Source organism: Weizmannia sp. FSL W8-1119 (assembly GCF_038008605.1).
GTDB classification, from domain to species: Bacteria; Bacillota; Bacilli; order Bacillales; family Bacillaceae_C; genus Weizmannia; species Weizmannia coagulans.
This window is the reverse complement of sequence record NZ_JBBOZL010000001.1, coordinates 1971431-1993329: the sequence shown is the minus strand read 5'-3', so window position 1 is coordinate 1993329 and position 21899 is coordinate 1971431. Positions and strand designations below refer to the sequence as shown.

The following is a 21899-nucleotide window of genomic DNA, read 5'->3' as shown; positions in this document are numbered from 1 at the left end:
TGCCAGATACAGGAGGGGTAAGATTTGCTGAAAGATTTTTTTTCTAAACCGAAAAAGCGAAAATATGCGACTATCCCTTCAGACCATACAAAGCAGGAAGTTCCTGAAGGGATCATGTCAAAATGCCCGAAGTGCGGCAAAATCATGTATACAAAAGAACTGCAGAAAAATTTAAAAGTCTGCCTCCATTGCGGCTACCATTATCAAATGACCGCTTATGAAAGGGTGGAAAGCCTGCTGGATGAAGGGACGTTTGAAGAGTTCGACCGCGGCCTTGTTTCCAAAAACCCGCTTGCGTTTCCGGGTTATCTTGAAAAACTGGAAAAAGACCGCAACAAAACAAACCTGAATGAAGCGGTACTGACAGGTAAAGGCGACATTCAGGAAAGGCCGGTCGTGCTTGCTGTCATGGATGCGCAATTCCGGATGGGCAGCATGGGCTCGGTTGTCGGCGAAAAAATTACGCGCGCCATCGAAGAAGCAGACAGGCTCCATGTGCCGTTTATCATTTTCACTGCTTCAGGGGGCGCCCGCATGCAGGAAGGGATATATTCTTTAATGCAGATGGCAAAAACGAGCGCGGCGCTTCAAAGGTTCAGCCGCCACGGCGGGTTAACGGTAACCGTGATGACCCATCCGACAACAGGCGGCGTGACTGCAAGCTTTGCTTCGCTCGGGGATATCAATCTTGCGGAACCCGGCGCGTTGATCGGTTTTGCCGGTCGCCGTATTATTGAACAGACGATCCGAGAAGAACTTCCTGAAGATTTCCAGACTGCAGAATTTATTCTTCAACACGGCCAGCTCGATGCGGTTGTGAAACGCCATGACCTGAAAAAAACATTGGCAGGCATTCTGGACATCCATCAACCAACAAACGCAGGTGAATTACAATGGTGAATGAACTTGAATTTGAAAAACCGGTCATTGAGCTGAAACGCAAAATTGCCGAGTTAAAGGAATTTACAAAACAGTCGGATGTCGATTTGTCAAGCGAGATTAAAAAACTGGAAGCAAGGCTTTCCCGGCTGGAAGAGGAAATTTACGAAAACATGGATCCGTGGGACAGAATCCAGATTGCGCGTTTTCCCGAACGGCCGACATCATTGGACTATATTCAATATCTTTTTACCGATTTTCTCGAGCTCCACGGCGACCGTGTATATGGCGACGACGGGGCGGTTGTCGGCGGGATCGCAAAATTTGAGGGTCTTCCTGTCACCGTGATTGGCCAGCAGCGGGGCAAAGATACAAAAGAAAACATCCGCCGCAATTTCGGCATGCCACACCCGGAAGGCTACCGGAAAGCATTACGGCTGATGAAGCAGGCAGAAAAATTTAAACGCCCGATTATCAGCTTCATCGACACAAAAGGTGCGTATCCGGGAAAAGCAGCGGAAGAAAGGGGCATCGCTGAATCGATCGCGCGCAATTTGTTTGAAATGTCCGGGCTGTCCGTTCCGATCATCTGCCTGATTATCGGCGAAGGGGCCAGCGGCGGGGCGCTCGGCATTGGCGTCGGCGACCATATCCATGTCCTCGAAAATGCATGGTTCTCAGTGATTTCACCGGAGTCCGCCGCGGCGCTTTTATGGAAAGATGCATCGCAGGCAAAACGGGCTGTCGCCACCATGAAGATGACCGCGCCCGAGCTGAAAGAACTGGGCATTATCGATGATCTGATTCCGGAAGTAAAAGGCGGCGCACATAAAGATCCAAAAGCGCAGGCAGAGCTGATCCGCCCCGTGCTTGCCGCATCATTAAAGGAGCTGCGGGCATATGCCCCTGAAGAACTGGTGGAAAAAAGGTACGAAAAATACCGTAAAATCGGCGTGTTTTCAACGCTCGAACAGTTTGCCCGCCAGTAGCCGCAAGGATGACAGGCAACCGGCTGACTTTGTGCCGGTTGCCTCGCTTTTTACACGGTGCAATGTATACAACCCAAAATTTTTGGCGTTCTGTTTTTCCAGCTAGTCCCTTTCTTCTAAGTGGTTGGAACGTAAAAACAGATCCTGGTTTACCGGCATGGAAACCGGGAAAAGAAAAAAGAACGCCCTTTGCTGGCAAGCGGGAAGGCTGGGGAATTGGTAGCGTATTCATACTATTCCGACACAGTTTGTTCAAAAACGCACATTTTTAAAATTTTTACTTTTTCATGATTGATTGTGAACATGCTTTTAAAGTGGTATTTTAGAAATATCCGAAGGCAGACTTGGCGATACTATAGTTACTTTGCTTGATTGAAATACCGGCCTGCCATGAGAATTACATATACAGAGGTGAAGCATATGAAGCGAATTGGAGTATTGACAAGCGGCGGCGATGCACCGGGGATGAATGCGGCGGTCCGCGCGATTGCCCGTAAAGGGATTTATCACGGCCTGGAAGTTTACGGCATTCGCCAAGGTTATAACGGATTGATTCAAGGAAACATCCAAAAGCTCGAAGCAGGATCTGTTGGCGATATTCTCCAGCGGGGCGGCACGGTTTTGCAGTCGGCAAGAAGCGAAGAATTCAAAACGCCGGAAGGGCAGCAAAAAGCGATCAGGCAGCTGAAAGACCATGGCATTGAAGCGCTCGTTGTGATCGGCGGCGACGGTTCCTACCAAGGGGCCAAAAAGTTGACGGAACAGGGCTTTAACTGCATTGGTGTGCCAGGGACAATCGATAACGACATCCCGGGGACGGATTTTACAATCGGTTTTGATACGGCATTGAACACAGTGCTTGATGCGATTGATAAAATTCGCGACACCGCTTCTTCCCACGAACGCACCTTTATTATTGAAGTCATGGGCAGAAATGCCGGGGATATCGCGCTCTGGTCCGGCTTGGCCGGCGGAGCCGAATCGATTATTATTCCGGAAGAAAAATTTGACTTAAAAGATGTCGTGGAGCGTCTTGAACAGGGGAGAAAACGCGGCAAACGCCACAGCATCATCATTGTCGCGGAAGGCGTGATGAGCGGCAACGAGTTTGCTGAACAATTGAAAAAAACCGGTGTGATCGGCGATACCCGCGTTTCTGTTCTCGGCCATATCCAGCGCGGCGGTTCTCCGACGGCATTTGACCGCGTGCTTGCAAGCCGCCTCGGCGCAAGGGCTGTTGAACTGCTGCTTGAAGGAAAAGGGGGCCGCGCTGTCGGCATTCAAAATAACCAGCTGGTTGACCACGATATCCTTGAGATTCTCGGAAAACCGCACGCCGTTAATAAAAACATGTACAAGCTGTCGAAAGAATTGTCGATCTAACGTTTCTTAGGAGGAAATAAAATGAAAAAAACCAAAATTGTATGTACAATCGGGCCTGCCAGTGAAAGTGTGGAAATGCTTGAAAGATTAATGGCAAACGGGATGGATGTTTGCCGCCTGAACTTCTCGCACGGCAGCCATGAGGAACATCTTGCCCGGATTAAAAATATCCGTGAAGCTGCAAAAAACCAAAACAAAACGATCGGGCTTCTGCTCGATACAAAGGGCCCGGAAATCCGCACCCATGATATGAAAGACGGCGGATTCGAGCTCGTTGAAGGCATGACACCGGTCATTTCAATGACAGAAGTGCTCGGGACACCGGAAAAATTTTCGGTCACATATGAAGGGCTGATTGATGATGTGCACGTTGGCTCTAAAATTTTACTTGATGACGGTTTGATTGAACTGGAAGTGACGGGCATCGATAAAAACGCCGGTGAAATCTTTACAAAAGTGTTGAACCGCGGCGTTTTGAAAAACAAAAAAGGTGTTAACGTCCCGGGTGTTTCCGTGAACCTTCCGGGCATCACCGAAAAAGACGTGAGCGATATCCTGTTCGGGCTTGAACAAGGCATTGACTTCATTGCGGCTTCGTTTGTACGCCGGCCGTCCGACGTTTTGGAAATCCGCCAGCTCCTTGAAGAACACGATGCTTTGCATGTGAAAATTTTCCCTAAAATTGAAAACCAGGAAGGCGTCGACAATATCGATGAAATCCTTGCGGTATCAGACGGCTTAATGGTTGCCCGCGGCGACCTCGGCGTTGAAATTCCGACCGAAGCGGTGCCGCTCGTGCAAAAAGAACTGATCAGAAAATGTAATACGCTCGGCAAACCGGTGATTACCGCAACGCAAATGCTTGATTCGATGCAACGCAACCCGCGCCCGACCCGCGCGGAAGCAAGCGACGTGGCCAACGCCATTTTTGACGGCACGGATGCGATCATGCTTTCCGGCGAAACGGCAGCCGGAAAATATCCTGCTGAAGCGGTTAAGACGATGTACAATATTGCGGTTCATGTGGAAAAAGCAATTAACCACCGCGATATTCTGAACAAGCGCAGCAAGAGCACAGACCATAATATGACAGACGCTATCTGCCAGTCCGTTGCCCATACGGCTTTAAATCTTGATGTGAATGCCATTATTGCGCCGACTGAAAGCGGCTATACGGCACGCATGATCTCCAAATACCGCCCGGCGGCTCCAATCATTGCTGTCACGAGCGATCCGAAAGTACAACGCGGCTTAACTGTTGTGTCCGGCGTATACCCACAATTGGGCACAAAGGCAAACAATACGGATGAAATGCTTGAAATTGCAGTGGAGGAAGCGTTGAAATCCGAAATCGTCCATCACGGCGACCTTGTGATCATTACAGCAGGCGTCCCGGTTGGTGGGAAAGGCACCACCAACCTGATGAAAGTGCACCTGATCGGTGATATATTGGCAAAAGGCCAGGGAATCGGCAGAAAATCGGCATTCGGCCCGGTCATCGTTGCTGAAAGCCCTGAAGAAGCAAACGCAAAGGCAACAGAAGGTTGTGTGCTCGTCACGAGAACGACCGACAAAGAAATCATGCCGGCCATTGAAAAATGCGCCGCGCTGATTACGGAAGAAGGCGGCTTGACAAGCCATGCTGCAGTTGTTGGCATCAATGTCGGCATTCCGGTCATTGTTGGCGTTGAAAAAGCCGTTTCCATTTTTGAAGACGGGCAGGAAGTTACGGTAGATGCGGCAACCGGCTCGGTTTACAACGGCCATGCGACTGTATTGTAAGTAAACTATAAAAAGCGCAGAGGCATCCGGCCTCTGCGCTTTTTATATTGCTTTTTTGCCCATAATATAGTTCCAAATGTCATGGAACACATGGGCACGGATCAATGCGGTCAGCAACACGAGCGTAATCGGCCCGAGAATCAGGCCGAGAAACCCGACTGTTTTAAATCCGATAAACAGGGCAATCAGCGTCGCGAGCGGATTCATTCCGATGCTGGACGATAAAATTTTTGGCTCCATAATCTGCCTTTGCACGATCACGACAATGTAAAGGACGGTTAGCCCGATCGCAAGCGGCAGGCTGCCGGTAATGAATTCGTAAATGATCCACGGGACAAACACAACGCCCGTTCCCAAATACGGAAGAATATCGACAATACCGCAAACAAGGGCGATCGTAATCGCGTAATTCACACGCAAAATCAAAAGCCCGATCAGCACAATGACAAGTGTCATGGAAATCAATGTCAATTCAGCGCGGATAAAACCGAACAGCGCATTGCGCAGGTCGGCAAACACGGTGATCCCGCTTTTTCTTGCTTTTTTCGGCAGCAACAGCTTTCCTTTGCCTGTCAAATGGTTCCAGTCTTTGCTGATGAAAAACGTTGCAAGCAGGGCAAAAATCAGCACGGTTGCCGCATTTGGAATCCAGGAAACAAGCCCCGGCAGTTTTTTAAACAGCCCGGACAGGAAATCGCCTGCTGAAGAAGCGATCTTTTGCCCGGCTGCCTGGATGTTTTGCACGATCGTTTCCTGCTGGCCGGCATCGAGATTTTTAAAGAGGCCCGCCAGCTTGTCGTACAGCGGCAAAACTTGTGCGGTGACAAGCGATTCCGAATAATTGACAAGCGTCTGGACATGCTCCGGCAAAACGTCAGCAAGGTAATTCGCCCCCGTTACAATCTCGGCAACAAGCAGCGTAATGATGCCGACAAAGACACTAATGATCAGGATCAGGGATATGATAACAGCAAGCGCCCGCGGAAGCCTCACCTTTTTGTCCAGAAAATTGACGAGCGGGTTGATCATAAGCGCGATCAACAGGGCAATAATAAACGGGTAGGCGTATTTTACAGCCAGATAGACTGCAAAAAAGCCAACCAGGATACAAAGTGCAACAAAAAGGCCCCGCAGCGCGCGGTGTATGTAAACGGAATTCAAGTTTGACCCTCCTGTATTCGTTAATATGTTATTATTTTACACGGCGGGGCGCGTAAAACAAAGAAAAAGCCGTTTTTTTTTGATGGATTTTCTATTTCCGTCTTTCCAAAAAAGTTCAGAAAGATACCCGGCACCAATAGTTTTCCAGCAAGAAAGAAGGGATGCTTATGTACCAGCCGTATTTATTTTTGCTGCTGCTTTTAGCGATCGGATTTGCGGCAAAAAACCAATCGTTAATCATTTCAGTTATTGTGCTACTTGTCTTGAAAGTGGCAGGGCTGGATGCAAAAATTTTTTCAACCGTCCAGTCGAAAGGGATCAACTGGGGCGTCACCATTATTACGATTGCCGTCCTTGTGCCGATTGCAACCGGGCAGATCGGCTTTAAAGATTTGTATGAATCACTCAAATCGCCGTATGCATGGATTGCACTTGCATCCGGCATCATTGTCGCGCTTCTGGCCAAAAACGGCATCACCCTGCTTGCGAGCGACCCGCAAATTACGACGGCGCTCGTGCTTGGCACCATTCTCGCCGTTTCTTTGTTTAAAGGGGTTGCGGTCGGGCCGCTGATCGGCGCCGGCATTGCCTGGATGGCCATGAAAATTGTCGAATGGGTGACAAACAGTTTTTAGCCGGGAGAAATTTGCAGGTCATATAAAAACCGTTGAAAAAAAGACTTTTCAACGGTTTTTCTCCTGTTGGCCACAGAAAGGCGCATGCTAAAATCAAAATGATTGCCAGCACGGCTGCGAAAGCGCTATACTGAAAGAAGAAATTTGGCTTTTTTCTGTACCAATGTGTTTGAAAATTGTTTATAATGATTTATGTAAGCGGGCACATGTACGTCAAAAAATAGACAAATATAATTATTATATTATAATAGAGTATGTGATCGCTTGCATATTGCCGGCCGGCAACCGTTATTTATTCCGCAGAAGAATATATGCCCCGAAATCAACTTATTTACGTTTGAGATGGGGGAAACAACCTTAAGGAGAAGGAGAGATAAGCATGACAGCAACAAGAGGTCTGGAAGGGGTCGTTGCAAGTGAAACTTCAATCAGCTCAATCATCGATGACACGCTTACATATGTCGGCTACGGCATTGATGATTTAGCGGAAAAAGCCAGTTTTGAAGAAGTCATCTACCTGTTGTGGCATTTAAAACTGCCGACAAAATCCGAACTGGAAACATTTAAGCAGGAACTGGCGGATCATATGGATTTGCCGAATGAAATTTTGGATAGCTTTAAAACCTACCCGATCGGGAAAGCGCACCCGATGGCCGCGCTCCGCACCGCTGTTTCCGCACTTGCGCTGTACGATGATGAAGCAGATGCAATGGACCGGGAAGCAAACTTGCGCAAAGCCATCCGGCTGCAGGCAAAAATACCGGCAATTGTTGCCGCTTTCGCAAGAGTCAGGAAAGGCCTGGAACCTGTCGCGCCGCGCAGAGATCTCGGTTTTGCCGCAAACTTCCTGTACATGTTAAAAGGAAAGGAACCGGAACCGATTGAAGTGGAGGCCTTTAATAAAGCGCTTGTGCTGCATGCGGACCATGAACTGAACGCATCCACTTTTACTGCACGCGTTTGTGTTGCGACGCTTTCCGACATCTATTCCGGCGTTACCGCTGCAATCGGCGCATTGAAAGGCCCGCTCCACGGGGGCGCAAATGAGCAGGTCATGAAAATGCTCACGGAAATCGGTTCGGTCGATAAAGTGGAAGATTACCTGCATGAAAAATTCATGAAAAAAGAAAAAATCATGGGTTTTGGCCACCGCGTTTACAGAAAAGGCGATCCGCGCGCAAAACACCTGAAAAAAATGTCGGAAAAATTGACAGAGCTGACCGGACAGCGTAAATATTATGATATGTCGGTAAAAATTGAGCAAATTGTCACGAGCGAAAAAGGCATTCCTGCCAATGTGGACTTTTATTCCGCATCTGTCTACCATTGCCTTGGCATCGACCATGACCTGTTCACGCCGATTTTTGCCGTCAGCCGCATTTCCGGATGGATTGCCCATATTCTGGAACAATACGCCAACAACCGGATTATCCGCCCGCGCGCGGAATATATCGGCCCAGGCATGCGCCAGTACGTTCCGCTCGAAGACCGGTAACGCAAACCTAGGCGGGGAATCCCGGCTGAAATTTTTCGCGATTTTTTAAAACGCCCGCCCGTGCCTTTCAATCTTTCGGGGACGGGCAAGCGTGCGCTTTTTGGAGAAGGACCGGCCTGTGGCCATTTTACGGGGCCGGTTCATTCCGTGTACACCACAAGTATAAACTGATATTGGGACTGGAGGAGATTTTGAAATGGCACAAGGAGAAAAGATCACCGTAGAAAACGGCGTATTAAACACACCGAATCACCCGATTATTCCATTTATCGAAGGGGACGGCACAGGCCCTGATATTTGGGCGGCTGCACAGCGCGTATTGGATGCGGCTGTTGAAAAGGCCTATAAAGGCGAAAAGAAAATTGTCTGGAAAGAAGTCTATGCAGGGGAAAAAGCATTCAATAAAACAGGGGAATGGCTGCCGCAGGAAACGCTTGACACGATCCGCGAATATTTCATTGCCATTAAAGGACCATTAACCACTCCGGTCGGCGGCGGGATCCGTTCGCTGAATGTTGCGCTGCGCCAGGAACTCGACTTATTCGTCTGCCTGCGCCCTGTCCGTTATTTTGATGGCGTCCCTTCCCCGGTCAAACGCCCGCAGGATACCGATATGGTCATTTTCCGCGAAAACACGGAAGACATTTATGCCGGCATTGAATATAAAGAAGGTTCGCCGGAAGTGAAAAAAGTCATTTCGTTTTTGCAAAATGAAATGGGCGTAAAAAAGATCCGCTTCCCGGAAACTTCCGGCATCGGCATCAAACCGGTATCGAAGGAAGGCACGGAACGGCTGGTGCGCGCCGCAATTAACTATGCGATCAAAGAAGGACGCAAATCCGTTACGCTCGTACATAAAGGCAATATCATGAAATTTACGGAAGGCGCGTTTAAAAACTGGGGTTACGAACTGGCGGAAAGGGAATTCGGCGATAAAGTCTTCACCTGGTCCGAATACGACCGCATTAAAGAAGAAAAAGGCGCGGATGCTGCCAACCAGGCGCAGAAAGAAGCAGAAGCAAACGGCAAGATCATCATCAAAGATGCGATTGCCGATATCTTCCTGCAACAAATTTTAACCCGTCCGCGCGAATTTGACGTCGTCGCAACGATGAACTTAAACGGCGACTATATTTCGGATGCACTCGCTGCACAAGTCGGCGGCATCGGGATTGCCCCTGGCGCGAACATCAACTACGAAACCGGCCATGCCATTTTCGAAGCAACGCACGGAACGGCACCGAAATATGCCGGCTTGGATAAAGTGAACCCTTCATCCGTTATTTTGTCGGGTGTTTTGATGCTCGAACATTTGGGCTGGAATGAAGCGGCAAAATTGATTATCGGTTCGATGGAAAAAACGATCGCATCCAAAGTTGTCACATACGACTTTGCCCGCCTGATGGATGGCGCGAGGGAAGTCAAATGCTCTGAATTCGGCGATGAACTGATCAAAAACATGGCGGAATAACGGACAAATGATTTACGGCAAGCCGGCTGCCTTTTTACAGCCGGCTGACATTTAAACAAAGGGGGCTCGTCATGCTGAAAAGGAAAAAAATATCGGTCATTGGCGGCGGTTTTACAGGGGCGACAACGGCGTTTCTGATTGCCCAAAAAGAACTGGGGGATGTGGTGCTCGTTGACATCCCGCAAATGGAAAACCCGGTAAAAGGGAAAGCCTTGGACATGTTTGAAGCATCCCCGGTACAGGGGTTTGATGCAAAGATCACCGGCACGTCCGATTATGCAGACACAAAGGATTCCGATGTTGTCGTCATCACGGCGGGCGTTGCGCGCAAACCGGGGATGAGCCGGGACGACCTCGTGCAGACAAACCAAAAGATCATGGAAAACGTGACAAAGGAAATTGTGAAATACTCGCCAAACGCCGTGCTGATTGTACTGACGAACCCGGTTGATGCGATGACTTACACCGTTTTTCAAACATCCGGTTTTCCGAAAAACCGCGTAATCGGCCAGTCGGGTGTGCTCGACACGGCGAGATTCCGCGCTTTCGTCGCAGAGGAACTGGACGTCTCCGTCAAAGACGTTACCGGTTTTGTGCTCGGCGGCCATGGCGATGAAATGGTGCCGCTCGTTCGTTACGCTTACGCAGGCGGCATTCCGCTTGAAACATTGATTCCAAAAGAGCGCCTTGATCAAATTGTGGAACGGACAAGAAAAGGCGGCGGGGAAATCGTGAACCTGCTTGGTAACGGCAGTGCTTATTATGCGCCCGCAGCAGCATTAACGGAAATGGTAGAAGCCATTGCCAAAGACCAGCGCCGCATCCTGCCCGCCGTTGCTTATCTCGAAGGCGAATACGGCTATAACGGCATTTATCTCGGCATTCCGGTCATTTTGGGCGGCAACGGTCTTGAAAAAATCATCGAACTCGATTTGACACCGGAAGAAAAAGCAGCGCTTGACAAATCCGCCGCTTCCGTCCGGAAAGTCATGGATGCACTCGTATAAACAGAAAAATTCTGCTCCAAATCCGCACGAAGGGTTTGGGGCTTTTTTTCGTGCCTGCTCCTTTAAAACCTGCCGGAAAAAGCGATGATCGCGCCTTTCCCGGCGGCAACAGAGCGGCAATATTTCGTTTCTTTTTTTAAAAGCGCCGCGATTTTTCCTTTGCGCCGAATCATGGTAAAATGGGGAAAGGAATATGAACGGATATTCTCCATTTTTCCGGGAGGTTTTGGTTTTGAAAAAATTGATTTTAATTGATGGAAACAGCATTGCCTACAGAGCGTTTTTTGCTTTGCCGCTTTTAAACAATGACAAAGGCATACATACAAATGCGGTGTACGGCTTTACGATGATGCTTACCAAAATATTGGAAGAAGAAAAGCCGACGCATATTTTGGTGGCGTTTGATGCCGGCAAAACGACCTTCCGCCACGAAACATACAGCGAATACAAAGGAACGCGCCAAAAAACCCCGCCGGAACTGTCCGAGCAGTTCCCGCTGATCCGGGAACTGCTCGATGCCCACGGGATTGAACGGTATGAACTAGAAAATTACGAAGCGGATGACATTATCGGCACCCTGTCGAAAAAAGCGGAAGAAGAAGGGTTTACTGTTAAAGTCATTTCCGGCGACAAAGATATGACGCAACTAGTCTCGCCGAAAACAACGGTCATGATTACACGTAAAGGGATCACCGATATGGAAGCCTACACGCCGGCGCATGTCGAGGAAAAATACGGGTTAAAGCCGCACCAGATCATCGACATGAAAGGGCTGATGGGTGATTCATCCGATAACATTCCCGGCGTGCCGGGGATCGGGGAAAAAACAGCCATTAAGCTGTTAAAACAGTTCCCGACGGTGGAAGAGCTGCTTAGCCATATCGGGGAAGTATCTGGAAAAAAACTGCAGGAAAAATTGGAGGCGCACAAAGAACAGGCGCTGATGAGCAAAGAACTCGCCACCATCCACCGCGACATTCCGCTTTCGATTTCCATTGAACAGACGGCATACAAGCACGCCGACCCGGAAAAATTGCGGCATTTGTACCAGGAATTGGGCTTTAAATCGATGCTTGAAAAAATGGGCGGGGGCGCCCGGACGGAAGAAAAACCGGCACTGGAAGCTATTTCTTTTTCAATCGCCGAAGACATTACGGACAACTTGTTTGCGGATGTCTCTTCTTTTTATGTGGAGATCCTCGATGAAAATTACCATACGGGCGAGATCATCGGGTTCGGTTTAAAAAACGAAAAAGGGCTCTTTTTCCTCCGGGCGGAAGAAGCACTTGCTTCCGAAGCGTTCAAAAGATGGGTGGAAGATGAAAGCAAAATCAAGCACGTCTATGATGCAAAACGTTCGATTGTCGCTTTGAGGCGGTACGGCATGGAACTGCGCGGGACCAGATTTGACCTGCTGCTCGTTTCTTATCTTTTGAATCCTTCCGATACGGTCGAAGATTTTGCTTCGGTGGCAAAAACGCATGATTATGGGAATGTGGAAACCGATGAGGCCGTCTACGGAAAAGGCGCGAAACGGAAGCTGCCCGGGGAAAAACGGTATGCCGAGCATATTTCCCGGAAAGCGGAAGCGATTGATGCCCTTTGCGAACCTTGCACAAAAGCGCTCAAAGACAACGGCCAGCTTGAACTGTTTGAACAACTCGAGCTCCCGCTGTCCCTTATTCTGGCGGATATGGAATACATCGGCGTGAAAGTCGATACGGACCGTTTAAAAGAAATGGGTGAAGAATTTAAACTCCGGCTCCATGAGATTGAGCAGCGGATTTACAGTATGGCCGGCACTGAATTCAATATTAATTCGCCGAAGCAGCTTGGCGCCATTCTTTTTGAAAAAATGGGGCTGCCGGTCATTAAAAAAACAAAAACGGGATACTCCACGTCTGCCGATGTGCTGGAAAAATTGGAACCTGCCCACGAAATCGTCAGGGAAATCCTTCATTACCGGCAGCTTGGGAAATTGCAGTCCACCTATATTGAGGGGCTTTTAAAAGTGGTCCACCGGGATGGCAAAGTCCATACGCGTTTTAACCAGGCTTTGACGCAAACCGGCCGCCTCAGCTCGACGGATCCGAATTTGCAAAATATCCCGATCCGAATGGAAGAAGGCCGGAAAATCCGCCAGGCGTTTGTCCCGTCGGAAGAAGGCTGGCTCATTTTTTCGTCGGATTACTCGCAGGTAGAGTTGCGGGTGCTCGCCCATATTTCCGGCGATGAAAAGCTGATTGAAGCGTTCCGCGAAGGCATGGATATCCACACAAAAACGGCGATGGAAGTTTTTCATGTAAAAGCGGAAGAAGTAACGCCTGAGATGCGGCGCCAGGCAAAAGCGGTCAACTTCGGGATCGTATACGGCATCAGCGACTACGGGCTTTCGCAAAATCTCGGCATTACCCGCAAGGAAGCCGGCGAATTTATCAAACGGTATTTTGCATCCTACCCGCGCGTCAAGGAATATATGGATGAAACTGTCAGGGAAGCCAAGCAAAAAGGCTATGTCTCCACCCTTTTAAAGCGGCGGCGTTACTTGCCGGAAATTACAAGCCGGAATTTCAACTTGCGCAGTTTTGCTGAAAGGACGGCCATGAATACCCCGATCCAGGGAAGCGCAGCTGATATTATTAAAAAAGCGATGATCGATATGGCAAAAAGGCTGAAAAAAGAAAAGCTGCGGGCGCGGCTGCTGCTGCAGGTCCATGATGAGCTGATTTTCGAAGCGCCGGAAGAAGAAATTGAAGTGCTGAAAGAAATTGTGCCGGAAGTGATGGAGCATGCCGTAGATCTCGCTGCTCCCCTGAAAGTGGATTCTGCATACGGGCCGACCTGGTTTGATGCAAAATAGCTGCAGGCAACAAAGAAAGAAAAGAGGAAAAAGCAATGCCGGAATTACCGGAAGTGGAAACGATACGAAGAACGCTGGCACAGCTCGTTGCCGGCGAAACGATTGAAAGCGTAACGGTGCTTTTGCCGAAAATGGTCAAAAAGCCGCTTAACACAGAGGCGTTTGCCGATGCCCTGGCCGGTGAAACGATCCGTTCGCTCGGGCGGCGCGGCAAATTTCTCATTTTTTACACGGACCATTATGCGCTTGTCTCCCATTTGCGCATGGAAGGGCGGTACCGGGTTTATGGCCAAAATGAGCCGGTTGAAAAGCATACGCATATGATTTTTCATTTTCAATCCGGGAAGGAACTAAGGTACAAAGATGTCCGCAAATTCGGGACGATGCATCTGTTTTTAAAGGGGGAGGAACTGTCCTCGCTCCCGCTTTCGAAACTCGGCCCTGAGCCGTTATCCGATGCGTTTACGGAAAAATATTTATACGGCAAATTAAAGAAAACGGAACGCAATGTCAAATCCTGTTTGCTCGATCAGACGGTCATTTCCGGGCTCGGGAATATTTATGTGGACGAAGCCTTGTTCCGCGCCCGCATCTTTCCGGAGCGGAAAGCAAAGTCTCTGACAAAAAAAGACGTGCATCTTTTACACAGCGAGATCATCCAAACGCTGCAGGAAGCCGTTGAAAAAGGCGGCAGCACGGTCCGTTCCTATGTAAATTCACAAGGGCAGATGGGCATGTTCCAGCTCGAACTGTATGTTTACGGCCGGAAAGGGGAGCCGTGCCGGAAATGCGGCACCCCGATTGAAAAGATGGTTACAGCAGGCCGCGGCACCCATTACTGCCCGAACTGCCAAAAGAAACGCAGATAACGGGATGAACATTGGTCAGGCCCCCTCCATACACTGATAGCAGCGATGCAAAACGGAAGGGGCGATGGCCGTGGGTTTCCGGCTTTCGATTTTGCTATTGGCATTGGCGGTCAGCATGGATAATTTCAGCACCGGTTTTACATACGGGCTGCGGAAGATGAAGATTCCGCTTAAGTCCCTTCTCATCATCGCCGTTTGTTCGGGGGCCTCTTTATTTCTTTCCGTGCTGTTCGGGAAGAGCCTGCTCCACTGGATTCGCCCGGAAACGGCAAACCGGATTGGCGGCGTGATTTTAATTTTGATCGGGGGATGGGTGATGATCCAGTTTTTCCGGTCAAACGACGAAAAAGAAGAAGAACCCGGGGAAAAAGTCGTGCTCAACTTTGAAATCCGCTTTTTGGGCGTCGTCATCCATATTTTGAAAAAACCGACGAGCGCGGATTTTGACCGTTCCGGGGCCATTACCGGAATCGAAGCGGTCATGCTCGGGATTGCGCTCTCGCTCGATGCATTTGGCGCCGGGATCGGTGCGGGCATCATGGGCTATTCCCCGTTTCTGCTCAGTTTCCTTGTTGCCGGCATGAGCTTTTTGCTTGTCTCTTCCGGCATCCGGCTCGGCATGCTGTTTTCCCGGCTGCAATGGATCCGGAAAATTTCCTTTATACCAGGTGTTCTCCTCATTTTGATCGGTATATGCAAGTTTTAACAAGGCAGGTGGGAATATGGCAAAGATTATCGGCTTAACAGGCGGGATTGCAAGCGGCAAAAGCACGGTGTCCAAGATGCTGAAAGCAAAAGGGTTTACGATTGTCGATGCGGATATTGCCGCAAGAAAAGTTGTCGAACCCGGCGAACCGGCATATGAACAAATCATTGAAGCGTTCGGCGAAGGGATTTTGCTGGAAGATCTCACGATTGACCGTAAAAAACTCGGGGCACTCATTTTTGCGGATGAAGCACTCCGGATGAAACTGAACAGTATTGTCCACCCTGCAGTCCGCGCCTGGATGACGCGGGAAAAGGACCGGGCAATTGAAAATGGGGAAAAAACCGTCTTTCTGGATATCCCGCTCCTGTTTGAAAGCCGGCTCACCTATATGGTTGAACGCACCATCCTCGTTTACGTGGATGAAGAAACGCAATTAAAGAGATTAATGGCCCGCAACGGCCTTTCAGAAAAAGAAGCGCAGATGCGGATCCGGGCGCAGATGCCGCTGAGCGAAAAAAAGGCATTGGCGGATGCGGTGATCGACAACAATGGCAGCCCGGAGGAAACAAAGCAGCAGCTTGAAAAAATCGTGTCAGATTGGCAGCTCGTTCCATGATGGGGTACATCATGGTTTTTTTTATACAAAAATAGGGAAATAACGCTACATAACTTTTAAAATATGATATACTAATTGATGAATAATGGATTAAAAGTATGTCATTTATTATTCGAAGGAGTTGTCTGCACTGTGGAAACAAAAATTGCGATTAATGGCCTCGGCCGCATCGGCAGGATGGTTTTCAGAAAAGCCATGATGGATGACACTTTAAATATTGTGGCGGTGAATGCCTGCTATCCGGCGGAAACACTGGCACATTTGATTAAATATGACACCATCCACGGCGTATTTTCGGGGGAAGTGGAAGCGGAAGAGGGAGAGGAAGCACTCATTGTAAACGGCAAACGCATCCGGCTTTTGGCGGAGCGTGATCCGGCCCGGCTGCCATGGGGGAAAATGGATATCGATGTGGTGATTGAAGCAACGGGAAAATTTAATGCGAGGGAAAAAGCCGCGCTCCATCTCCAGGCAGGCGCGAAAAAAGTGCTGCTGACAGCACCCGGAAAGAATGAGGATGCCACCATTGTTTTAGGGGTAAATGAAAACGTTTTAGATATCGAACGGCATCATATTATCTCGAACGCTTCCTGCACCACAAACTGCCTGGCGCCGGTCGCGAAAGTGCTTGATGAACAATTCGGGATTGTAAACGGCCTGATGACAACGGTCCATTCTTATACGAATGACCAGAACAATACCGACAATCCGCATAAAGATTTAAGGCGTGCCCGGGCCTGTGCCGAATCGATCATTCCGACGACAACCGGGGCGGCAAAAGCGTTAGGCCTTGTCCTCCCGCAGCTGAAAGGGAAACTGCACGGCATGGCGCTGCGCGTTCCGACCCCGGATGTATCACTGGTGGACCTTGTCGTCGATTTGAAAAAAGAAGTGACGGCAGACGAAGTGAACGATGCATTTAAGGCGGCGGCGAAAGGTTCGCTGAAAGGCATTTTGGACTATACAGAAGTGCCGCTCGTTTCTTCCGATTATACGACAAATCCGTATTCGGCCATTGTCGACGGCTTGTCCACGATGGTCATGGAAGGGCGCAAAGTCAAGGTATTGGCCTGGTACGATAATGAATGGGGCTATTCTTGCCGTGTCGTACAACTGGCGCAGCTCGTCGCAGAAAAAATGGAAGAGACCGGAAAAATCAATATTGCCTGACACGAACGGAGCAGAACCAGCCTGCTCCGTTTCCTTTATCGGGTAATTGTTGAAAACGGCTGGAACAGGGAGCCTAAACGCTGTTGGCCAATAGATGAATGATTTAATCGCTTTCCGGGCGCTGCTTGTTCCGCCTGTTGATGAAGAACACCTCGGGATTGATATCGGATTATCCGGCAGTGAACTGGCAAAAGTCATCTATCAGGAAATTTCCGTTGTGCTACCGGCGTATCGCGGCAATCGTCTGCAAAAAATACTCGCCGGCGTGATTATGGAAGAACTCGGGAAGGAAGGCCATTCCTTCCGCTATATTTGCTGTACGGTCGCGCCCTTTAACATGCCCAGCTTGAAAGATAAATTTGCACAGGGCATGCAAATTGCGGCCCTGACCGAAAAATACGGCGGCCTTACGCGCTATGTATTCGTGAAAGACCTGTACGAACCGGTTCCGCCTGCCTGCCGGGAAGTCACCCCGATCCCGATGAATGACTTCAGCGCGCAAAAAGAAAAACTTGCCGCCGGCTTTCGGGGAATTAAAATGGAAGAAAAGGAAAACAGGCTGTGGATCCACTACGGCCGGAAGTAAAAAATGGCGGTTCATAAAACGTCAGGGATCCTTTATGGCGGCGGAAGGAAGCCCGAGGCCGGCATTCGGTGCCGCAACAGGTACAGAAGCTTTCCAAAAACGTGCGGGGTGATTTTTCATCCCGTTTTTCTAATGGCAATCTGTTGTCTATTCGCCTTCTTTTATATATGATGGTAATAAGAATGTATCAGAACGGGGGGTTCATATGAAATGTCCGTCTTGCCATAGCAACAATACGCGTGTGATCGATTCAAGGCCGGTCGACGAAGGCCGTTCCATCCGCAGAAGGCGTGAATGCGAAGACTGCTCTTACCGCTTCACCACGTTTGAAAAAGTGGAAGAAACCCCGCTCATTGTCGTGAAAAAGGACGGCAACCGCGAAGAATTTAACCGTGAGAAAATTTTGCGCGGGCTGATTAAAGCGTGTGAAAAACGGCCTGTGTCGCTGGACCAGCTTGAAAAAATCTCCATGGAGATCGAAAAAGAAATCCGCAGGCAAGGATATACAGAAGTCAGTTCCACCCTGATCGGGGAAATGGTCATGGACAGGCTGTCAAAAGTGGATGAAGTGGCCTATGTCCGCTTTGCTTCCGTTTACCGCCAGTTTAAAGATTTGAATGTTTTTCTCGATGAACTGAAAGAACTGCTCAACAAGAATGCTTAAACGGAGTGCCTTTTATGAAACAGATATGGAATGAAATACAGCCGGCTGACCGTTACCGCGCATCGTCGAACGGCCTGCTCCAGGATTATGATCAAAAGGTCATTTCGCTCCTGTACCAGCCGTTAATCGGGCCGCAATGTTACAGCCTGTATATGACACTGTGGAATGAAGTGGAAGTCGGCCGGCTCTGGTCTGAAGACTGGAACCATTACCACCTGATGAGCTTTTTGTCCATGAATCTGTCCGAAATTTACGAAGCCCGGCTGAAACTTGAAGGCATCGGGCTTTTGAAAACATATATGAAACAAACGGACGACATCCGCATGTTTATATACGAACTGCAGCCGCCCCTGTCCCCGGAACAGTTTTTTAACGACGGTTTGTTAAATGTTTTCCTGTACCGGCAGCTCGGCAGGACACATTTCCTGCGGTTGAAAAACTTCTTTTCCGACCGTGCCGTAGAACCGGGCGAGTACCGGGACATCACCCGCTCATTCCAGGATGTGTATGCCGCAAAAATCGGCCCCGAAGTGCTGAATGACGCAGAAGCGCAGCAACTCAGCCGGCTGGAGGAAAACCGCCGCTATATCGAAAAAAACGCCGCCCCGGTCATTAAAATCGAAAACACCCATTTCAATTTTGACCTTTTATATGCAAACTTGCGTGACGACCTGATTCCGCTGCGCGCCATCACGCCGGAAGTAAGGGAAGCGATTGTCAAGCTTTCATTTTTATACGGTTTAAATGAACTGGACATGAAGAAAATTTTACTCCAGGCATTGACGGCGGACTTGGAAATCCGGGTGGAGGATTTGCGGAAAATCGCGCGCAGCTGGTTCCAGATTGAGCATCATGATGAACTGCCGCGCCTTGTTGACCGTTTCCAGCCAGAAACGGATGCGAAAGAACAAAAAGAGCCGGAAAACGATGAGGAGAAATTCCTCCGCTACCTGGAAACGACCTCTCCACGGCAAATGCTCATCGATTTTTCAGGCGGCAGCGAACCGGCGAAAGCAGATCTTGCCGCCATTGAAGAAGTCATGTTTGCCCAGCAGCTTCCCCTCGGGGTTGTAAATGTATTGATCCAATATGTTTTATTTAAAACCGATATGAAACTGTCGAAAAATTATTTGGAAAAAGTGGCCTCCCACTGGGCGCGCAAAAAACTGAAAACCGCTAAGGAAGCGATGGCGTTTGCCAAAAAAGAAGACCGCCAGTACAAACAATGGCTGAACAATAAAGAGAAAAACGGCACCGGACGGAGAAAGCCGGTCCGTGTTGAGAAGCTGCCGGACTGGTTTAAAAAAGAAGACCAAAAAACCGCTGCGGCCGCAGTCCAAGCCGATGGGGAGTCATTGGAAGAGAAAAGGAAAAGGCTTGAAAAAATACGTGAACAATACAAGAAAGGGTGAAGGCGGTGGAAAACATAAACGAGACGCTCAAAAGGCTTTCATCCAATCCCGGTTTCCGCAAGCGTTATGAAGAAATGAAGCAGGAAATCATCACGCATCCCGAAGTCCGCGCTTTTTTGGATGCACACCGCGGCGAAGTCACAAGATCGATGATTGAAAAAAGCTGGATGAAACTGTACGAATTCATTTCACAGGAAAAAAATTGCAGCCGGTGCAAAAGCCTTGGCGAATGCGTGAATATGATGAAAGGGTATGTGCCGGAACTTGTTATTGAACAGGGCAATATTGAGGTCCACTATAAAAGGTGCCAGAAGAAAATATTGGAGGATGAGCGCAATAAAACGCGCAGGCTGATCCAAAGCATGCACATGCCGAAAAAAATACTGGCGGCATCCTTTGGCGATTTTTTCCTTGAACAAACGGGGCGCCTGGATGCATACGATTTTGCGCATCGCTTTGTCCGTGAATACGAGCCGGGCAAAAAAATGAAGGGGTTATATTTATTCGGCAATTTCGGCGTCGGGAAATCGTATTTGCTCGGTGCGATTGCGAACGAGCTGGCGGACCGGAAACAGGTCTCTTCTTTAATTGTGTATGTGCCCGAGTTTTTCCGCGAAATGAAGGATTCCATCGGCGACCACTCCACCGGGGAAAAGCTGGATATGGTGAAACAAGTGCCCGTATTGATGCTGGATGATATCGGCGCGGAAACGAACTCGAGCTGGACGCGGGATGAAGTGCTCGGCCCGATTCTCCAATACAGGATGCAGGAAGACCTTCCCACTTTTTTTACATCCAATTTCAGCTATGAGGATTTAGAATACCATTTCACTTATACCCAGCGCGGGGAAAAGGAAGAATTGAAAGCCGCGCGCATCCTTGAGCGCATTAAATATTTAAGCGTCCCTGTCCGGATGGAGGGGCCGAACCAGCGGGCCTGACCCTTATATGAAGGGGGCCCGCCTTTTTCATTTCGTAACGCTTTGCCGCCTTCTATTTGCCGGTGCCCCTTCATATACATAAGGTAAAGCAAACGAGCATGTTTTACCGTACAGGGGGGGCTTGGATTGGAATTCCTGATCAGGGACAAGGATGATGCATTATGGATAAAAGCATATTTTGCAAAGGAAAAAGGGCGCGCTGTGAAAATCCGGGAAGCAGTGCTGCATGGGAAAATACATTATGTGGTGGAAGCGGCCGGCAGTAAAAAGGAACTGCAGGCGGCCGTTGCAGATTTTATCATGAAGAAAAAAAGAAACGAGTGGATTTGCAATCAATTGCAACAAGCCTATTTTTTTCGGGCGGAAGAAGAGCAAAACCGGATACTCGAAATCGTGGCCGGCATGCTGAAAGGAGAGCGGCCGGAGCTGACGGATCTGGCGGGCGGGATTGAAGAACGTGCCGCCATCGAAGGGGCGGTCGCACCGCTGGTTGGCGAATCGCGCACATTGCCGCTCGCTTCCGTGCTGACGTTCCGCTTAAAAGGCTATTTTGACTGCCTTGACCGATACATCGGTATTGCGATTGACGAATACAAAATGGAACAGGAATACCAGATTTTTGTGCAAAGCTTGAGGGATTACTTGAAGCAAAAAGAACCAAAAAGAGAAAAAATAAAGCTCTGCCTCGGGGAACAGGTGAAATTTTACAACGGCCAATTCCGGGAAATGACGAGGGAAGAACTGGATGGGCTGATTGACCGCAGGCTTCTGTCCAACCACCCTGTCTATATTGACTCTGTCACGATTGCACCGCTTTTATCGATTGCGCCTGCCCGCATTGAAATTTATACGGATACCCCGGACCATGCTTTGATCCGTACGATATGCAATATTTTTGAAGAACGGGTGGCCGTGAAAAGCCGGATGCACTTTATGCACGATCAGCTCGCCGCCAGCGAATGATAAAAAGGGGGCCTTGAAGCGGGGCAACGCAGCACGGCAACAAAATCCATCGCCATCCCTTGATTTTTTCATTGCAAACTTCTATAATTACTTACATAATCAATTGGAAATGAAAAATTCAATGTGATGACGAGGACAACAGGATTCTGTTACCGCCTTTCAGAGAGGAAAGCCCCAGGCTGCAAGCTTTCCGGCACGGGCAGGATGCTTACCGCCTCCGAACTTCAGCCGTGAACAAAATAAGTAGCGGCTGGCGGATATTTCCGTTATCAAACTCAAGCCGTACGTAGAGACGTGCGGAAATGAG

Annotated in this window: 18 protein-coding genes, 1 pseudogene and 1 other annotated feature (1 of these 20 cut by a window edge); of the genes and pseudogenes, 18 read left to right on the top strand and 1 reads right to left on the bottom strand. The window is 49.1% G+C overall.

Annotated elements, in window-relative coordinates; translation table 11 throughout:
- Nucleotides 1–24: 24 nt before the first annotated feature.
- From accD to pyk, 4 genes are all read left to right on the top strand, one after another.
- Nucleotides 25–900: an acetyl-CoA carboxylase, carboxyltransferase subunit beta gene (gene accD / locus NSQ19_RS09800; protein WP_328191960.1), complete on the top strand. Its 876-nt coding sequence runs from the start codon at nt 25–27 to the stop codon at nt 898–900.
- A complete protein-coding gene (gene accA / locus NSQ19_RS09795) occupies nt 894–1868 on the top strand; it encodes an acetyl-CoA carboxylase carboxyl transferase subunit alpha (protein WP_061575644.1) in 975 nt (324 codons plus the stop codon). Before accD ends, accA begins: the two co-directional genes overlap by 7 nt.
- Before the next feature lie 420 nt (nt 1869–2288).
- Entirely contained in the window at nt 2289–3251 is a 963-nt protein-coding gene (pfkA, locus tag NSQ19_RS09790; protein ID WP_019720737.1) for a 6-phosphofructokinase, read from the top strand.
- A 21-nt stretch (nt 3252–3272) separates the two neighbouring features.
- Nucleotides 3273–5033, top strand: a complete 1761-nt coding sequence (gene pyk, locus NSQ19_RS09785) for a pyruvate kinase (protein ID WP_118497773.1) — start codon at nt 3273–3275, stop codon at nt 5031–5033.
- A 42-nt stretch (nt 5034–5075) separates the two neighbouring features.
- Here the strand turns inward: pyk and ytvI are convergent, their stop codons facing one another.
- Nucleotides 5076–6194 (bottom strand): sporulation integral membrane protein YtvI, encoded by a 1119-nt coding sequence (ytvI, locus tag NSQ19_RS09780; RefSeq protein WP_029141411.1) that lies wholly within the window; start codon nt 6192–6194, stop codon nt 5076–5078.
- A 167-nt stretch (nt 6195–6361) separates the two neighbouring features.
- On the opposite strand from ytvI, the gene NSQ19_RS09775 reads away from it, so the two are divergent.
- From NSQ19_RS09775 to NSQ19_RS09710, 14 genes and pseudogenes are all read left to right on the top strand, one after another.
- Nucleotides 6362–6829 (top strand): DUF441 domain-containing protein, encoded by a 468-nt coding sequence (locus NSQ19_RS09775; protein ID WP_014097750.1) that lies wholly within the window; start codon nt 6362–6364, stop codon nt 6827–6829.
- A gap of 379 nt (nt 6830–7208) precedes the next feature.
- Complete coding sequence (citZ, locus tag NSQ19_RS09770) at nt 7209–8324, top strand: citrate synthase (protein ID WP_328014089.1); 1116 nt, start codon at nt 7209–7211, stop codon at nt 8322–8324.
- Between the two features lie 196 nt (nt 8325–8520).
- Nucleotides 8521–9795 carry an NADP-dependent isocitrate dehydrogenase gene (gene icd / locus NSQ19_RS09765; RefSeq protein ID WP_017554735.1) on the top strand — a complete coding sequence of 425 codons (1275 nt, stop codon included), beginning with the start codon at nt 8521–8523 and terminating at the stop codon, nt 9793–9795.
- A 71-nt stretch (nt 9796–9866) separates the two neighbouring features.
- On the top strand, nt 9867–10802 hold the full coding sequence (gene mdh, locus NSQ19_RS09760) for a malate dehydrogenase (protein ID WP_340702782.1): 936 nt from the start codon (nt 9867–9869) through the stop codon (nt 10800–10802).
- Between the two features lie 232 nt (nt 10803–11034).
- A complete protein-coding gene (gene polA, locus NSQ19_RS09755) occupies nt 11035–13662 on the top strand; it encodes a DNA polymerase I (RefSeq protein ID WP_445798156.1) in 2628 nt (875 codons plus the stop codon).
- Between the two features lie 35 nt (nt 13663–13697).
- Complete coding sequence (gene mutM, locus NSQ19_RS09750) at nt 13698–14531, top strand: DNA-formamidopyrimidine glycosylase (RefSeq protein ID WP_013859910.1); 834 nt, start codon at nt 13698–13700, stop codon at nt 14529–14531.
- Nucleotides 14532–14595: 64 nt separating this feature from the next.
- A complete protein-coding gene (ytaF, locus tag NSQ19_RS09745) occupies nt 14596–15237 on the top strand; it encodes a sporulation membrane protein YtaF (RefSeq protein ID WP_017554730.1) in 642 nt (213 codons plus the stop codon).
- 16 nt (nt 15238–15253) lie between these two features.
- Nucleotides 15254–15856, top strand: a complete 603-nt coding sequence (gene coaE / locus NSQ19_RS09740) for a dephospho-CoA kinase (RefSeq protein WP_013859908.1) — start codon at nt 15254–15256, stop codon at nt 15854–15856.
- 132 nt (nt 15857–15988) lie between these two features.
- Nucleotides 15989–17026, top strand: coding sequence for a glyceraldehyde-3-phosphate dehydrogenase (locus NSQ19_RS09735; RefSeq protein ID WP_340702780.1), 1038 nt, complete (start codon nt 15989–15991; stop codon nt 17024–17026).
- A 97-nt stretch (nt 17027–17123) separates the two neighbouring features.
- Nucleotides 17124–17612 (top strand): annotated as a pseudogene (locus NSQ19_RS09730) (benzoate transporter); the annotation flags it as partial.
- A gap of 205 nt (nt 17613–17817) precedes the next feature.
- On the top strand, nt 17818–18276 hold the full coding sequence (nrdR, locus tag NSQ19_RS09725; RefSeq protein WP_013859905.1) for a transcriptional regulator NrdR: 459 nt from the start codon (nt 17818–17820) through the stop codon (nt 18274–18276).
- A gap of 14 nt (nt 18277–18290) precedes the next feature.
- Complete coding sequence (locus NSQ19_RS09720) at nt 18291–19688, top strand: replication initiation and membrane attachment family protein (protein ID WP_017554726.1); 1398 nt, start codon at nt 18291–18293, stop codon at nt 19686–19688.
- Nucleotides 19685–20629, top strand: a complete 945-nt coding sequence (dnaI, locus tag NSQ19_RS09715) for a primosomal protein DnaI (RefSeq protein WP_340702779.1) — start codon at nt 19685–19687, stop codon at nt 20627–20629. The genes NSQ19_RS09720 and dnaI overlap by 4 nt, the downstream gene beginning before the upstream one ends.
- A 126-nt stretch (nt 20630–20755) precedes the next feature.
- Nucleotides 20756–21592 carry a putative sporulation protein YtxC gene (locus NSQ19_RS09710; RefSeq protein WP_061566488.1) on the top strand — a complete coding sequence of 279 codons (837 nt, stop codon included), beginning with the start codon at nt 20756–20758 and terminating at the stop codon, nt 21590–21592.
- Nucleotides 21593–21709: 117 nt separating this feature from the next.
- Nucleotides 21710–21899: a binding site (T-box leader), on the top strand; it runs 33 nt beyond the window's last position.

Bases quoted from the DNA above. Each gene is read 5' to 3' on its own strand.
- NSQ19_RS09775 (WP_014097750.1), top strand. From the start codon at position 6,362: ATGTACCAGCCGTATTTATTTTTGCTGCTGCTTTTAGCGATCGGATTT.
- NSQ19_RS09720 (WP_017554726.1), top strand. From the start codon at position 18,291: ATGAAACAGATATGGAATGAAATACAGCCGGCTGACCGTTACCGCGCA.
- ytaF (WP_017554730.1), top strand. From the start codon at position 14,596: ATGGCCGTGGGTTTCCGGCTTTCGATTTTGCTATTGGCATTGGCGGTC.
- nrdR (WP_013859905.1), top strand. From the start codon at position 17,818: ATGAAATGTCCGTCTTGCCATAGCAACAATACGCGTGTGATCGATTCA.
- mutM (WP_013859910.1), top strand. From the start codon at position 13,698: ATGCCGGAATTACCGGAAGTGGAAACGATACGAAGAACGCTGGCACAG.
- pfkA (WP_019720737.1), top strand. From the start codon at position 2,289: ATGAAGCGAATTGGAGTATTGACAAGCGGCGGCGATGCACCGGGGATG.
- icd (WP_017554735.1), top strand. From the start codon at position 8,521: ATGGCACAAGGAGAAAAGATCACCGTAGAAAACGGCGTATTAAACACA.
- accA (WP_061575644.1), top strand. From the start codon at position 894: ATGGTGAATGAACTTGAATTTGAAAAACCGGTCATTGAGCTGAAACGC.
- citZ (WP_328014089.1), top strand. From the start codon at position 7,209: ATGACAGCAACAAGAGGTCTGGAAGGGGTCGTTGCAAGTGAAACTTCA.
- coaE (WP_013859908.1), top strand. From the start codon at position 15,254: ATGGCAAAGATTATCGGCTTAACAGGCGGGATTGCAAGCGGCAAAAGC.
- mdh (WP_340702782.1), top strand. From the start codon at position 9,867: ATGCTGAAAAGGAAAAAAATATCGGTCATTGGCGGCGGTTTTACAGGG.
- pyk (WP_118497773.1), top strand. From the start codon at position 3,273: ATGAAAAAAACCAAAATTGTATGTACAATCGGGCCTGCCAGTGAAAGT.